Source organism: Pseudomonas benzopyrenica (assembly GCF_036884265.1).
GTDB classification, from domain to species: Bacteria; Pseudomonadota; Gammaproteobacteria; order Pseudomonadales; family Pseudomonadaceae; genus Chryseomonas; species Chryseomonas benzopyrenica.
On the sequence record NZ_CP145723.1, the window covers coordinates 2,233,869 to 2,248,473 of the forward strand.

13 protein-coding genes are annotated in these 14,605 nt (G+C 67.4%); 12 read left to right on the forward strand and 1 reads right to left on the reverse strand.

All coding sequences use genetic code 11. From position 1 onward, the window contains the following. Positions 1–2 precede the first annotated feature (2 nt). The 8 genes from maiA to V6W80_RS10520 all read left to right on the forward strand — a co-directional run bounded on the left by maiA (position 3) and on the right by V6W80_RS10520 (position 7,652). Entirely contained in the window at positions 3–641 is a 639-nt protein-coding gene (maiA, locus tag V6W80_RS10485) for a maleylacetoacetate isomerase (protein ID WP_338546969.1), read from the forward strand. Positions 642–777: 136 nt separating this feature from the next. Continuing rightward, positions 778–1,857, forward strand: coding sequence for a 4-hydroxyphenylpyruvate dioxygenase (gene hppD / locus V6W80_RS10490; protein ID WP_338546971.1), 1,080 nt, complete (start codon positions 778–780; stop codon positions 1,855–1,857). 94 nt (positions 1,858–1,951) lie between these two features. Further along, complete coding sequence (locus V6W80_RS10495; RefSeq protein ID WP_338546974.1) at positions 1,952–3,046, forward strand: CdaR family transcriptional regulator; 1,095 nt, start codon at positions 1,952–1,954, stop codon at positions 3,044–3,046. 82 nt (positions 3,047–3,128) lie between these two features. Then, entirely contained in the window at positions 3,129–4,265 is a 1,137-nt protein-coding gene (locus tag V6W80_RS10500; RefSeq protein ID WP_338546976.1) for a glycerate kinase, read from the forward strand. An 80-nt stretch (positions 4,266–4,345) separates the two neighbouring features. Further along, positions 4,346–4,750, forward strand: a complete 405-nt coding sequence (locus V6W80_RS10505) for a hypothetical protein (RefSeq protein WP_064308772.1) — start codon at positions 4,346–4,348, stop codon at positions 4,748–4,750. Between the two features lie 267 nt (positions 4,751–5,017). Continuing rightward, a complete protein-coding gene (locus V6W80_RS10510; RefSeq protein WP_184288433.1) occupies positions 5,018–6,055 on the forward strand; it encodes an ABC transporter substrate-binding protein in 1,038 nt (345 codons plus the stop codon). Continuing rightward, entirely contained in the window at positions 6,055–6,876 is an 822-nt protein-coding gene (locus V6W80_RS10515) for an ABC transporter ATP-binding protein (RefSeq protein WP_017639912.1), read from the forward strand. The genes V6W80_RS10510 and V6W80_RS10515 overlap by 1 nt, the downstream gene beginning before the upstream one ends. Continuing rightward, entirely contained in the window at positions 6,873–7,652 is a 780-nt protein-coding gene (locus V6W80_RS10520) for an ABC transporter permease (protein ID WP_338546980.1), read from the forward strand. Before V6W80_RS10515 ends, V6W80_RS10520 begins: the two co-directional genes overlap by 4 nt. Positions 7,653–7,673: 21 nt before the next feature. Here V6W80_RS10520 and V6W80_RS10525 read toward each other — a convergent pair whose 3' ends face one another. After that, positions 7,674–8,519, reverse strand: coding sequence for a GNAT family N-acetyltransferase (locus tag V6W80_RS10525; protein WP_068384082.1), 846 nt, complete (start codon positions 8,517–8,519; stop codon positions 7,674–7,676). A 183-nt stretch (positions 8,520–8,702) separates the two neighbouring features. Here V6W80_RS10525 and V6W80_RS10530 point away from each other — a divergent pair, with 183 nt between their 5' ends. The 4 genes from V6W80_RS10530 to V6W80_RS10545 all read left to right on the forward strand — a co-directional run bounded on the left by V6W80_RS10530 (position 8,703) and on the right by V6W80_RS10545 (position 14,597). Next, entirely contained in the window at positions 8,703–10,178 is a 1,476-nt protein-coding gene (locus V6W80_RS10530) for an aldehyde dehydrogenase family protein (RefSeq protein WP_068384084.1), read from the forward strand. A gap of 164 nt (positions 10,179–10,342) precedes the next feature. Continuing rightward, entirely contained in the window at positions 10,343–11,014 is a 672-nt protein-coding gene (locus tag V6W80_RS10535) for a haloacid dehalogenase type II (RefSeq protein WP_064308769.1), read from the forward strand. Positions 11,015–11,041: 27 nt separating this feature from the next. Further along, positions 11,042–12,334: an NAD(P)/FAD-dependent oxidoreductase gene (locus V6W80_RS10540; RefSeq protein ID WP_338546984.1), complete on the forward strand. Its 1,293-nt coding sequence runs from the start codon at positions 11,042–11,044 to the stop codon at positions 12,332–12,334. Between the two features lie 625 nt (positions 12,335–12,959). Further along, the gene (locus V6W80_RS10545; protein WP_093255822.1) at positions 12,960–14,597 is read left to right on the forward strand and encodes an ABC transporter substrate-binding protein; all 1,638 of its coding nucleotides are present in this window, start codon (positions 12,960–12,962) and stop codon (positions 14,595–14,597) included. Positions 14,598–14,605: the final 8 nt, after the last annotated feature.

Below are 14,605 nucleotides of genomic sequence, written 5' to 3' on the forward strand. Positions count from 1 at the left end.
TGATGGACCTCTATACCTACTACCGCTCGACCTCGTCCTACCGGGTGCGCCTTGCCCTGGCGCTGAAGGGACTGGACTGGCGCGCCGTACCGGTCAATCTGCTGGACGGCGAGCAGCGCCAGCCGGCCTACCGGGCGCTCAACCCACAGGGCCGGGTGCCCAGCCTACGCCTCGACAGCGGTGAGGTACTGATCCAGTCACCCGCCATCCTCGAATATCTGGAAGAACGCTATCCGGCGGTGCCGCTGTTGCCAGCCGAGCCACTGCTGCGTGCTCGTCATCGCGGCATCGCCGCGCTGATCGGCTGCGATATCCATCCGCTGCACAATGTCGCGGTGCTCAACCGCCTGCGCGGTCTGGGCCTGGACGAGCCGGCCGTTCTCGACTGGATTTCGCACTGGATAGGTGAAGGTCTGGCCGCAGTGGAGACGCAGGTCGGTGATAGCGGATTCTGTTTCGGCGAACGGGGGCTGGCGGACGTCTATCTGCTGCCTCAGCTCTATGCCGCGCGGCGTTTCCAGGTGGACCTGTCGGTCTACCCGCGCCTGCTGCGCGTGGAGAGCCTGGCCGCAGCTGACCCCGCGTTTCAACAAGCCCACCCCGCGCTGCAAGCGGATAGCCCGGAGCGGGTGACCTCGTGAAGTTCCTCGGTTGCCAGCTCCTGCTCGGTGACTTCCTGGCCCGCAGCGTACGCGGGATTTCCTGCGCGCCACCCTTGACGACACGCTGACCCGCGTCATCGACAACGTCCGCACGTCACCCGTCAAGGAGCCAATCATGGCCGATCTGTTTGAAAATCCCATGGGCCTCATGGGTTTCGAGTTCATCGAATTCGCCTCGCCCACCCCCAACTTCATCGAGCCGGTGCTGGAGAGTCTTGGCTTCAGCCACGTCGCCAACCACCGATCCAAGGATGTGGTGCTGTTCCGCCAGGGCGACATCAATGCCATCGTCAATCGCGAGAAGACCGGCCATGCGGCCTATTTCGCCGTGGAGCACGGCCCGTCCGTGTGCGGCATGGCCTTTCGCTGCCGCGACTCCCACCACGCCTATGCCAAGGCGTTGGAGCTGGGCGCCCAGGCGGTGGACATGCCCACCGGGCCGATGGAATTGCGCCTGCCGGCGATCAAGGGCATCGGCGGCGCGCCCCTGTACCTCATCGATCGCTTCGAGGAGGGCAGCTCCATCTACGACATCGACTTCGTCTTTCTGGAGGGGGTGGAGCGCAAGCCCTTCGGCGCCGGGCTCAAGGTGATCGACCACCTGACCCATAACGTGTATCGCGGGCGCATGGCCTACTGGGCCGACTTCTACGAGCGACTGTTCAACTTCCGCGAGTTGCGCTACTTCGACATCAAGGGCGAATACACCGGCCTCACCTCCAAGGCCATGACCGCGCCGGATGGTCTGGTGCGCATCCCGCTCAACGAGGAATCCTCCCGCGGCGCCGGGCAGATCGAGGAATTCCTCATGCAGTTCAACGGTGAGGGCATCCAGCACGTGGCCTTTCTCACCGATGACCTGATCGCCACCTGGGATCGCCTCAAGGCCTATGGCACCCGCTTCATGACCGCGCCCCCGGAGACCTACTACGAGATGCTCGAAGGTCGCTTGCCGAATCATGGCGAGCCGGTGGAGGCGCTGAAATCCCGCGGCATCCTGCTTGATGGCAGTGCCGAGGGTGGCGAGCGCCGGCTGTTGCTGCAGATCTTCTCCCAGACCCTGCTGGGTCCGGTGTTCTTCGAATTCATCCAGCGCAAGGGCGACACCGGTTTCGGCGAGGGCAACTTCAAGGCGCTGTTCGAATCCATCGAGCGCGACCAGGTACGCCGCGGCGTGCTGAGCACCTCGGAGTAACGGCGCCCGGTCGTCTGGCGGCTTGCCCGGCGGCAGGCGACGCCTCTAAGGTGACGGCGCGTCGCGAAGGCGCGCCCAAACTACAGAGGTGGCCATGGAACTGAGCCAGACCCTGGCGCAGGAAATCGTCGAACGCGCCATGCGGATCCTGCCCGGCAACGTCAATGTCATGGATGCATCCGGGCTGATCATCGGCTCGGGTGATCCGGCGCGGCTGTTCACCCGCCATGCCGGGGCGCGCCAGGTCATCGCCGAAGGCCGCGCGGTGGCGCTGGATGCTACTGCCGCCGCCCGGCTGGCGGGTGCCCAGCCCGGTATCAACCTGCCGCTGTATCGCCAGGGCGAGCTGGTCGGCGTTCTCGGCGTGACCGGGGAAGACGCCGAGCAGCTGCGGCTGCCCACCGAACTCCTGCGCCTGACCGCGGAAATGCTGATCGAACAGGCCACTGGGCAGGCGCCTGCGACTACCTGCATGACCGTACCCTTGCTGCGTCAGTTGCTCGCACCTGGTGCGGCGCCCGAATTGGGTCGCCACGCCAATCTGCTCGGCCTGCAGCCGGCGCTGCCACGAGACGTGCTACTGCTGGAGTTCACCGCGCCAGCACCGGGTTTTGGCGACTGGGCGCAGCAGCGGGTAACCCACAGTTGGTGCCTACCACGGGGGGAGGGGCAATGGCTCTGGTATCGACCCGGAGCGGAGGCGCCAGACGCGCTGCTAGAGGAACTGCCGGGGCAGGGCTGGTCACTGGGGCGCAGCGCCTGGATCCCCGCGCCGCGACCCTGGACCGGCCTGGCCGAGACGACCCAGCGGGCCGTGGATCTGCTGGCGGTGGCCAGGCGACTGCGACCTGACCTCATCCGGGTGACGCTGGACGATCTGGCCCTGCCGACTTGGCTGCAGGGTCAGGCCGAGTGCGCTCGCGGCGCCTGGCTGCTGGAACCGCTGGCGAGACTGCGCCGCGCCGATCGCGACGGCCAGCTGCTCGCGACGCTGCGCAGCTGGTTCGCCCAGGACGCCAGCCCCCAAGCCTGCGCCGAGGCGCTGGGGCTGCATCGCAATGGGCTGCGGCATCGGCTGGAGCGGATCCAGGCGCTGACCGGGCGGGATCCACGTCGTTTCGCCGACGCCGCCGAGCTGTATTGCGCCTTGCTGCTATGGGATCAGGGCTGGGCGAATTCACAGTCCTGACCTGTCGAGAGTGGACATTTGTCCCGTTGCTGCCGTGCCCGATCCAGGAAACACTCGGCGCATAACAACGGAGAATCGCCCCATGAAAATCGTCATCGCTCCCGATTCCTTCAAGGAAGGCCTGTCCGCCGCCGGTGTCGCCAGCGCCCTGGCCCGTGGCCTGCGCCAGGCCCTGCCCGCGGCGGAAATCCGCGAATGCCCCCTGGGCGACGGCGGCGAAGGCACCCTGGATGCCGTACTCGCCGCGACCGGCGGTGAGGTGCGCGAGGCGCGGGTGACCGGTCCCCTGGGCGAACCCGTGACCGCCCGCTGGGGTTGGCTGGCCGGGCAGCGCACCGCTTTCGTCGAGATGGCCAGCGCCAGCGGTCTGGAGCTGGTGCCCAAGGCGCGTCGCGATGTGCGGGTGGCCACCTCGCGGGGGGCCGGCGAGCTCCTGCACGCCGCACTGGACGCCGGCGCCGAGCGCCTGGTGCTGGCCATCGGCGGCAGCGCGACCAACGACGGCGGGGCAGGCCTGCTCCAGGCCCTGGGGGTCCGGCTGCTGGATCAACAGGGCCAGGCGCTGGCGCCGGGCGGTGCGGCCTTGGCCAACCTGGCTCGCCTCGACGTGAGCCAGCTGCATCCACGTCTGGCCGAGGTGGAGGTGGTCATCGCCGCCGACGTCGACAATCCCCTCTGCGGTCCCCAGGGCGCCAGCCACATCTTCGGACCGCAAAAGGGCGCCTCGCCCGATCAGGTGCTGCAGCTCGATGGCGCACTGGCGCATTTCGCCACGGTCACCGCCGCGACCCTGGGCCGCGATGTCCGCGAGCAGCCCGGTGCCGGCGCTGCCGGAGGGGTGGGTTTCGCGGCGCTGGCCTTTCTCCGGGCGACCTTCCGCCCCGGCATCGAGGTGGCGGCGGAATTGGTGGGTCTGGAGCACGCGCTGATGGGTGCCGACCTGGCGCTGACCGGGGAAGGGCGGCTGGACGGCCAGACCTTGAGAGGCAAGACCCCAGCGGGCGTGCTGCGCCTGGCCAGGCGTCACGGCGTGCCGGTGGTGGCGGTGGCCGGCTCCCTGGGCGAAGGGTACGACGCCCTCTATGAACAGGGCCTCGCCGCCGCCTTCAGCCTGGTGCCGGGACCGCTCAGCCTGGAAGAAGCCCTGGCCCAGGCCGAGGTGCTGCTGGAACGCACCGCGCGCGACATTGGCCGGCTCTGGCGGACGGCGAAAGGCTGAAGCCAGAGCCTTCGTTCATGGCTGGCAGGGCGGCGGGATTTGCCTCATGCTGGGCGTCCCGCTCTCGACCGACTGCCGCGATGACCCCGACTGCGATCCTGCGTACCGGCCTGCTGTCTCTGGCGCTATTGCTACCGTTGTCTTCCGCCCAAGCGGCCATTCCCAGTCTCAAGCCCGCCAACACCTGCGTGCGTAGCGCCTTCGTGCTGCGCTGCCAGGACGGGCAGGGCGGCTGGTACGGGGTGGCGGTGCAGGGCAACGATACCCTGATGCGCGGCTACGATCCGGTCTCGGGCCTCTCCTGGTCCCAGACCAGCACCCGACTGGGGCGGCTGCAGTTCTTCAGCGGTCTGACCAGCGACGGCAACCTCTGGCTGGGTCGTACCCGCCAGCTGGGCTGGAACGTCATCAGCCGCTTCTCCACCTCCCAGGGCGACCGCGCCCGCACCAGCTGCAATCGCGTGGCAGGGTGCGAGTGGCGTTAGCAGGAGGGCTGCGCTTGAGGGGCGCCCGTCCTATGGCGAGCTGATGGCCCTGGTGCTGCTGATCGGCCTGCCTGAACGTGCTGGCGCGGCAGCTGCACCAACGCTTCCTACCCGGGCGATAGCGGAAAGAATATGGTTAGAGTGAAAGATTATGGCGCCTAACCATTCGATCTATTCATAAAGAATCTGGGTCTTTGGAGTCGTCCGCCACCCTGGGGCAGCATGCCTAGCCGTTCGTACAAGCTGCCAACCAGGACAGGAGCCCCAATGGACCTCGAGCCACTCAGCCGACGCCGCTTCATTCGACAGCTAACCACCGTAACCGCCTTGGGTGCCCTGGGTACCAGCCTATTCGGCTGCGACGACAAACCCGGTACCCAGGCCGGCGCACCGGCAGTGATCAGCCAGCGCTCGGATCAGGTGGTCCCGTTCCGCTACCCCGACAACCCCACCTTCGATCTGGTCTACGTCGCCGACTCCCTGGGCTACTTCGAGGGTACCCGGGCGCGTCCCCAATACGTCGGCAAGGTCGCCGCGCCGCAGATCATCCCGCTGGTCGGCACCGGCGAGCTGGACCTGGGCACGCGCATGGTGCCGCTGGTGATCTCCGCCATCGCCAGCGGCCTCGACCTCAAGGTGGTGGCCGCCGGGGGCAAGACGTTGCAGGAAGCGCCGCACATGAAGTACTTCGTGCGTGACGACTCGGGTATTCGCACGCCCAAGGACCTCGAGGGCAAGACGGTGGGCTTCAACAGCTTCGGCGCCTGCGCCGAGTTCGTCACCAAGAAATACCTGCGCCAGCAGGGCGTGGACGTCGATCGCATCAAATGGGTGGTGGTCCCGGACGTCCAGGCCGAACAGACGCTCGCCACCGGCAACATCGATCTGGCGATCATCCATCCGCCCACCTCCGGCAGCGCCGAGCACAATCCCGCCTTGCGCAAGCTGTGGAGCGATTTCGACCTGGACGAGGGATTGGGCGGCATGGCGCCCTACAGCGCCCATGGCCGCTTTCTGCGCGACCATCCCGAGGCTGCGCGGGACGTGGTCCAGGCGCTGGCCAAGGCGGCCAACTGGGTCAACGGGCATCCCGACGACGCCCGCAAGATCACCGCCGAGCGCCTGGGCATGAAGCTGGAACTGGTCGAGCGCTTCGCCTACGTCGACGATCTGGTTATCACCGAGCCGCCGATCCAGTACTACATCGACATCCTCGAACACGAAGGCAAGCTCAAGCCCGGCGCGGTGCAGGTCAAGGACGTCTACACCAATGCCTTCAATCCCTTTGTCCGGGGTACCGTCTGATGAGCGCCAAGATCGTCGCCCGGGGCCTGGCGCTGGCCTATGACGGCCTTAGCGAAAGCGGCGCCCAGGAGCGGGTACCGGTGTTGCAGGACTTCGACCTGGAGGTGCGCCAGGGCGAATTCCTGGCGGTGCTGGGGCCTTCCGGCTGCGGCAAGTCCACCTTCCTCAACATTCTCGCCGGTCTGGCGCAGAAGAGCGCGGGTGAGCTGACCATCGACGGCCGACCGTTGCAAGGCATCAATCCGCATCAGGGCGTGGTATTCCAGGGCTATGCGCTGCTGCCGTGGCGCTCGGTGCTGGACAACATCGCCATCGGTCTGGAGATTCGCGGGGTGGGGCGTCGCGAGCGGCTCGCGACGGCGCGGGAGTATCTGGCGCTGGTAGGGCTGGAGGGGCAGGGCGCTCGCTATCCCCACGAACTCTCCGGCGGCATGCGCCAGCGGGTGGCCATCGCCCGCGCCCTGGCCTATGCGCCGGACGTGCTGTTGATGGACGAGCCCTTCGCCGCGCTGGACGCCCAGACCCGCGAGCATCTGCAGGACGAGTTGCTGCGCATCTGGGACGGGCAACGCAAGACCATCGTCTTCATCACCCACAGTCTCGACGAGGCGATCTTCCTCGCCGACCGGGTCGCGGTGATGACGCCCCGCCCGGGGCGGGTCCACCGCTTGCTCGACATCGACCTGCCGCGTCCGCGGGCGGCCGAGGTGCGCAACACCCCGGCCTTCGCGGCCTTGCGCCAACAGGCCTGGGAAGCCCTGCGCGGGGCGCCTGCACCCGTGCCGTCAGCGGCACCGCGACGCCAGGAGGTAGGCGCATGAAGCTGATACGCCATTCCCGTCGGCTGCTCGACGGCAGCCTCGGCATCCTACTGTTCCTGTCGCTCTGGGAGGCCTTGCCGCGGCTGGGCCTGGTCAACCCCGGCTACCTGAGTCCGCCCTCGGTGGTGCTGCAGAGCATCCTCGACCTGGCGCGCGATGGCAGCCTGACGCGGCACCTCGGCGCCAGCCTGCTACGCTCGCTGGCCGGCCTGCTGCTGGCCATAGGCGCAGGGGTGCTCCTGGGCCTGCTGATGGGCTGGTTCATCCGCCTTGAACGGCTGCTCGATCCACTGCTGCAACTGTTCCGCCAGACCAGCGCCCTGGCGCTGTTCCCGGTGTTCATCCTGTTCCTGGGCATCGGCGAGGCCTCGAAGATCGCCATCATCTTCTGGGCGTCCTTTTGGCCGATCCTGCTGAGCACCATCAGCGGCGTGAAGCAGGTGGATGCGCTGCTGGTGAATTCGGCGCTGTCCATGGGGGCCAACCGGCGCTTCCTCTTTCTCAAGGTAGTGCTGCCGGCGGCGGCGCCGTCGATCTTCACCGGCATCCGCCTGGCCGGTGCCTATTCCATCACCGCGCTGGTGGCCGCCGAGATGATCGGCGCCCACTCGGGGCTGGGCTTTCTCACCCTCAACTCCCAGGAGGTGTTCCAGATCCCCAGCATGTACGCCGGCATCCTGCTGCTGGCGGTGGTGGGCCTGGCGCTCAATGCGGTGCTGGCCCTGCTGGAAGCACGGCTGCTGCGCTGGCGGCGTGGCTTGTCGGCGCGTGCTTGAGCCCGGCTCGATTTGCGCGGATCAACCCAGCGCCTGGGTCAGCAGCGCGAACTGATCCAGGCCATCGCGAGATACCGGCGCCTCGCCCCTGGCCATCTGCTCGACCTCGTCGACCTGGGGGATGCCCAGCTCGCTGAGCCAGGGATTGAGGCCGCTACGAGCCGTCACGTCGAAGCGCACATAGCGCCCTTCGGCGTGGCGCAGCAGGGCGAGGATCAGCGCCCTGGCCTGGTCGGCGGATTCGGCGATCACCGGACCGACCGACAACCCGCGACCGTAAGGACGCAACAAGGCGAAGCCGCGCAGCTGGCCGCCACGTTCCAGGCCGACAATGCGCTCGGCCTGTGGCAGCAGTTCCTGAAGCAAGGTGGTGCGGTCCAGGCCGGTAGCGGCCTGGGCGAGGCGCTGCAGCTGGGGAGCTGCGGCCAGCGTCAGCTCCTGAACCTGGCTTTCCAGCGGGTGGCGCTGGTCGTCCATGGCCGGCAGCGTCGCGATCTGGTGCTGATAGATACGCTCGTAGGAGACGAAGCCCTGGCTGCGATAGAGCGGGGCGCCGCGCAGGGTGGCGACCAGCAACGGCGTGCGGGTGCCCGCCAGGCCGATCAGGCCGTCCATGAGGCGGCGGCCGTGGCCCTGGCCCTGGTGACTGTCGGCGACGATCACCAGGCCGATGGTGGCGTAATCGCCCTGGGGGACGCAGAAGCCGGTCCCGAACACCCCCTGGTCGTCCTCCAGCGCCAGGCCTTCGCCGGTATGGAACAGGCATTGCCAGTCTTCCGGCCGATGAGGCCAGTGCAGTGCCTGGGACAGGCGGTAGGCGGTAGCGAGGTCGGTTTCGCGCAGGGGTCTCAGGGTGGCGTGGGACACGGCAGGGCTCCGGTTCGGGTCTGGCTGATGCAGACGTCAGCCTAGCAAGACGCGACGGCAGATTCGGTTGCCGATGGCCGGGTGCAGCGGCGTGAGGCGCCGAAGGTCCGGGCCAGATCGGCAAAAGATGGCGGTCCGCCGGCCTAGCATGGGGCCAAGCCCACAGCCCTAGCGGAGCGCGCCATGGCCTCGTTCGACCCCAGAGAAGTTGCGGTTCGTTGTGCCCATTTCATCGGCGGCCGCAGCCGCGATGCCCGTGCCGAGCTGGAGGTGTTCCGGCCCTCCGATGGCGGCTTCCAGAGCGGGCTGCCGTGCGCCTCGGCGGATCTGGTAGATGAGGTGGTGGAAGGCACCTGGCGCGCCTGGAAGGCCAGTGACTGGGCCAGCCGTCCGCCCCGGGAACGGGCGCGGGTGATGCGCCGCTGGGCCGATCTGGTGGAGGCCGATGGCGCGGTGCTCGGTCCGCTGGAAGCCGTGGGCTCGACCCGTCCGCTGCGCGAGGTGCTGGCCTGGGACATCCCCTATGTGGCCGAGGGCATCCGCTTCTTCGCCGAATTCGCCGACAAGCACGGCGGCGAGGTGGCGGCCACCGCCACCAGTCACCTGGGCCTACAGATCACCGAGCCCTATGGCGTGGTGGGCGCCATCGCCCCGTGGAATTTTCCGCTGAGCATGGCCGGCTGGAAGATCGCGCCGGCGCTCGCGGCCGGCAATGCGGTGGTGATCAAGCCGTCGGAGCTGACGCCCTTTTCCATCCTGCGCCTGGCTGAGCTGGCCACGCTGGCCGGGCTGCCCGCCGGCATCCTCAGCGTGGTTCAGGGCGATGGCCGGGTGACCGGCGATGCCCTGTGCCGGCATCCGCGCATCGGCAAGGTCACTTTCACCGGCTCCACGGGTACCGGCACCGCCATCATGACCGCCTGCGCCGAGAGCGGCCCCAAGCCGGTGACCCTGGAGCTGGGCGGCAAGAGTCCGCAGCTGGTGTTCGCTGATGCGCCGGATCTGGCACGGACCGCCCGCAGCGTGGCAGCGGCCATCACCGGCAATGCCGGCCAGGTCTGCGTGTCGGGTTCGCGGCTGCTGGTGCAGCGCGCCGCCCTGGAGCCGATGCTGGAAGGCATCCGCGCGGCCTTCGTCGACTTGCGTCCCGGGCCTACCTGGTCGGCAGCAGCGACGCTGTCGCCGATCATTTCCCAGCGCCAGGGCCAACGTATCCAGGACATCGTCACCCGCAGCCAGGCGGCCGGCGCAGAGATCCTGGTTGGCGGCGCCTTGGAGGAGGGGCTGGGCGGCGCCTACTATCAGCCGACGTTGATCACCGGGGTCGGCGCGGACAATCCCGCCGTGGGCGAAGAGATCTTCGGTCCGGTGCTGACCGTGCAGGTGTTCGACGACGAAGCCGAGGCCCTGGCCCTGGCCGATCACCCCACCTATGGCCTGGCCGCCGGGGTGCACACTGCCGACCTCGGCCGAGCGCTGCGCCTGACCCGCGCCCTGGAAGCCGGCACCGTCTGGGTCAATCGCTATGGCCGCAGCCACGACTGGATCATCCCCACCGGTGGCTACAAGCGTTCCGGCATCGGCAAGGACCTGGGTCGCGCCGCCTATGAGGCGACCTTGCGTAGCAAGAGTGTGCTGATCGATCTGGAGCATTCCTGAGAAGGCCGCAAACAATGCTGGCTCCTACCGGTAAAACGGTTTTTTCTATCTCCCACGTCGCCTGAAAGCGGACAACTGTCAGGCCCACCGATGCTGTAATGCGTGCCAGGGACGCCAACAATGTCCCGGCCTTCACTCCCGACCCTCGTCAAAGGACCCTTGCCATGACCGCCTTTCGGCCCAAGTACATCACCTTCGACTGCTACGGTACCCTGACCCGTTTCCGCATGTCCGACATGGCCCGCGAGATGTTCGCCGACCGCATTCCAGCTGAGGCGATGGACCAGTTCTGTAAGGATTTCAACGGCTATCGCTTCGACGAGGTGCTTGGCGCCTGGAAGCCATATTCGGAGGTGCTGTACGCGGCAGTGGAGCGCACCTGCAAGCGCTGGGGCATCTCCTTCACCGACGCCGAGGCCAATGCCTACTATGAGGCGGTGCCGAGCTGGGGCCCGCATCCCGACGTGACCGCGGGCCTGGCCAAGATCGCCGACAAGATCCCGCTGGTGATCTATTCCAACGCCGCCGACGAGCAGATCATGTCCAACGTCGACAAGCTGGGCGTGCCCTTCCACCGCGTCTTCACCGCCGAGCAGGGCCAGGCCTACAAGCCGCGCCTGCAGGCCTTCGAATACATGCTGGACAACCTCGGCTGCGGTCCGGAAGACGTGCTGCATGTGTCGTCGAGCTTCCGCTACGACCTCATCCCGGCCGACTACATGAACATCCAGAACAAGGTGTTCGTGAATCGCGGCCACGAGCCGAGCACGCCGTTCTACCGCAACACCGAGATCAAGGACATCGGCGGCCTGGCCGCCGTGGTCGGTCTCGAATAACACCCTGAGCCGCCGGAGCGCCTGCCCATGAGTCTTGGCCCTGCATCGTCCGATTCCTACTGGCTGGCGACCGCGCCGGGCTTTACCGGGGCTACCCCGGGGCCGGTGGCGGGCGAGGTGGATGTCGTCGTCATCGGCGGCGGCTTCACCGGGCTCTCGGCCGCGGTGGCCCTGCGCCGGCGCGGTGCCAGCGTGGCCGTGCTGGAGGCCGGTCGGGTGATCGGCGAAGCCTCCGGACGCAACGGCGGGCACTGCAACACCGGGGTCGCCCAGGACTACGCGGCCCTGCACGCCAGCCTGGGTGCCGAGCGCGCGCGGGCCTTCTACCAGGCCTATGCCGATGCGGTGGCCAGCGTGGAGGCGGTGATCGCCGAGGAGGGTATCGACTGCGATTTCCACAAGGCCGGCAAGCTCAAGTTGGCGGCCAAGCCGCAGCACTATGACAACCTGGCACGTACCTGCGAGCTGATCCGCCGGGAGGTGGACCCGGACGTGGAGCTGCTCGACGCCGCCCAGGTGCGGATCGAGGTGGCCTCCGATGGTTTCCACGGTGGTCTGCTACAGCGCAATGGCGCCCAGATGCACATGGGGCGGTTCGGCGTGGGCCTGGCGGAGGCGGCGGTCCGGCGTGGCGCCCAGGTCTACGAAGGCGCAGCGGTCAGCGATCTGCAGCGGCTGCCCGATGGCAGCTTTCGCGTGATCAGCGCCAAGGGCGAGCTGCGCGCCCGCCAGGTGCTGGTGGCGACGGGCAATGCCCGGGTCGGCCCCTTCCAGTGGTTTCGGCGGCGCATCGCCTCGGTGGGCAGCTTCATCATCGCCACCGCGCCGCTGCCCAGGGCGCAGCTGGACGAGCTCTTGCCCAATCGTCGGACCTATGTGACCAGCCGCATCATCGGCAACTATTTCCGCACCACCCCGGACCACCGGTTGATCTTTGGCGGTCGGGCGCGCTTCGCGCTGTCCGATCCACGCCAGGACGCCAAGAGCGGCGCCGTGTTGCGCGCCGCCCTGGGGCAGCTGTTTCCCCGCCTGGCCCAGACGCCCATCGACTATTGCTGGGGCGGGCTGGTGGACATGACCGCCGACCGCCTGCCCCGCGCCGGCGAGCAGGACGGCCTGTTCTATGCCATGGGCTACAGCGGCCACGGCGTGCAGATGGCGGTGCACATGGGCCGGGTGATGGCCGAGGTGCTGGAAGGGCGCAGCCAGTCCAACCCCTGGCGGGTGCTGGACTGGCCGGCCATCCCCGGCCACTTCGGCAAGCCCTGGTTCCTGCCGCTGGTGGGGTTGTATTACCGGGTCCAGGATCGCCTGCACTAGGTTCTGTACGAAAAGTGCCTGCGCTCGGTGATGCTTCGTTGAAAAAGGCCTGGATCGCCAGCCGGTCGGAATGCTCATTTACCGCTCGTAAGCTCGAGCGCGAGTCCGATCCGCTTCCTCAGCCTTTTTCGCCTCGCCTGACCTTCGCTCGTCGACTTTTCGTACATAACCTAGATCCTGAGCAACGAACCGTGCGCCCGGACCTGCCAACCAACCGCAGCGTCAAGGCGGGCGGTTTTGTCGTTTCTGCAGGCCAACGGGCGGTTTGGCATTTTCCCCTGTGCCAGGCAGGTGGCCGGCGTGAAAGCTGCTGCGAGGGTCGGCGTTCGCATCCTGTACCTGGTCGGAAACGCCGCTCCGCTGGCCAGCGAGACGGCTGGCAGCGCGCCAAACCCGGGCATGGGCAGCCCCGTTGCGCTGTGGCGACGCACACCGCAAACAATGCTGAGCGGCTTGGCCAAAACGGTCTTTTCTGTCTCGTCGCCTGCTCAATTCGACCGTATTCGACGAAGGGCCGGTGCTGTAATGAACCAGGCCGTGCGACACGGCGGCCACGAGGACAGTGCCGCAGGCCCGGGGAGGGGATCGCGGCGCTGGTGACAGAGCCCCCAACGAGCGAGCCGACATGACCGAGAAAAAGACTGGAAGTCCCCTGATAGGTGCTGCTGAAAGCGTGCGTGCCTTCGAGGCCCTGCAGCGGGGTGTCTCGCGGCGCGATGCGCTCCGCCTGCTCGGCGCCGCCGGGCTGCTGGCGACCGGCGTGGGCAGTCTGCTCGGCCGTGATGGTCAGGCCTTCGCTGCAGAAGATGCGGTCACCGGCACCCCGCGTCGCGGCGGTCGGGTGCGCGCCGCGGCGGCGGGTTCGTCCACCGCCGATACCCTCGACCCGGCCCGTGGCGCCTTTTCCGGTGACTACGCGCGCCACTACTTTTTCTACAACGGCCTGACCGTGTTCGACAGCCATCTGGAGCCGCAGATGGCCCTGGCCACCAGCTTCGACACCCAGGATGCCCTGACCTGGACGATCAAGCTGCGCCAGGGTGTGCAGTTCCATAACGGCAAGACCTTCGACAGCGCCGACGTCGTCTACTCGCTGCTGCGCCACAAGGACCCGGCGGTGGGCTCCAAGGTCAAGGCGCTGGCCGACCAGTTCGCCGAGATCACCGCGGTGTCATCCGACGAGGTGCGTATCCGCCTGGTGTCACCGAATTCCGAGCTGCCCGCGGTACTGGCCATCTCGCCGTTCCTGATCATCGCCGATGGCACCAAGGACTTCTCCACCGCCAACGGCACCGGCCCCTTCAAGGTCAAGGAATTCAAGCCGGGGGTGCGCACCGTGGGCACGCGCAACGAAAACTACTGGAAGTCCGGCAAGCCCTATCTGGACGAGATCGAGCTGATCGGCATCGGCGACGAACCCTCGCGGGTCAATGCGCTGCTGGCCGGTGACGTCCAGCTGACCGTCTCGGTGGATCCGCGCTCCGCCGACCGCCTCAAGCAGAGCGGCAAACTCAAGATCGTGGCCAACACCTCGGGTGGCTACACCGATCTGATCATGCGCATCCCCAATCGGCCGTTCAACGATCCCAATGTGGTCGAGGGGATGAAGCTGCTGTTCGACCGCGAGCAGATCCTCAAGTCGGTGTTTCTGGGCTACGGCACCATCGGCAACGACCAGCCGATCATGCCCGGCACTCCCTATCACGCCGCGGACCTGCCGCAACGGCCCTATGATCCGGACAAGGCCAAGTTCCTCTTCCAGAAAGCCGGGATCGCCGGTGCGCGGATGCCGCTGGTGACCTCCACCGCCGCCGACAACGCCAACGAGATGGCCCTGGTGCTGCAGCAATCGGCACGCCAGGCCGGGCTCAACCTGATGGTCAACCGGGTCAGTGCCGACGGCTACTGGGACAACCACTGGATGAAGGATCCGCTGGGTTTCGGCAACATCAACGCCCGACCCACCGCCAACATCCTGCTATCGCAGTTCTTCAAGTCCGATGCACCCTGGAACGAATCGGGCTGGAAGAACGAGCAATTCGACCAGTTGCTGGTGGCTTCCCGTGGCGAGACCGACCTGGCCAAGCGCAAGCAGATGTACGCCGACATGCAGTTGCTGATCCACCAGCACGCCGGCATCGGCTTGCCGATCTTCACCAGTTCCATCGATGCCCATTCGCCCAAGCTCGGCGGCTACGGAATCATCCCTATCGGGGGCTTCATGGGCTACATGTTCGCCGAACACGTCTGGCTGGAGGCCTGACGCCCGGT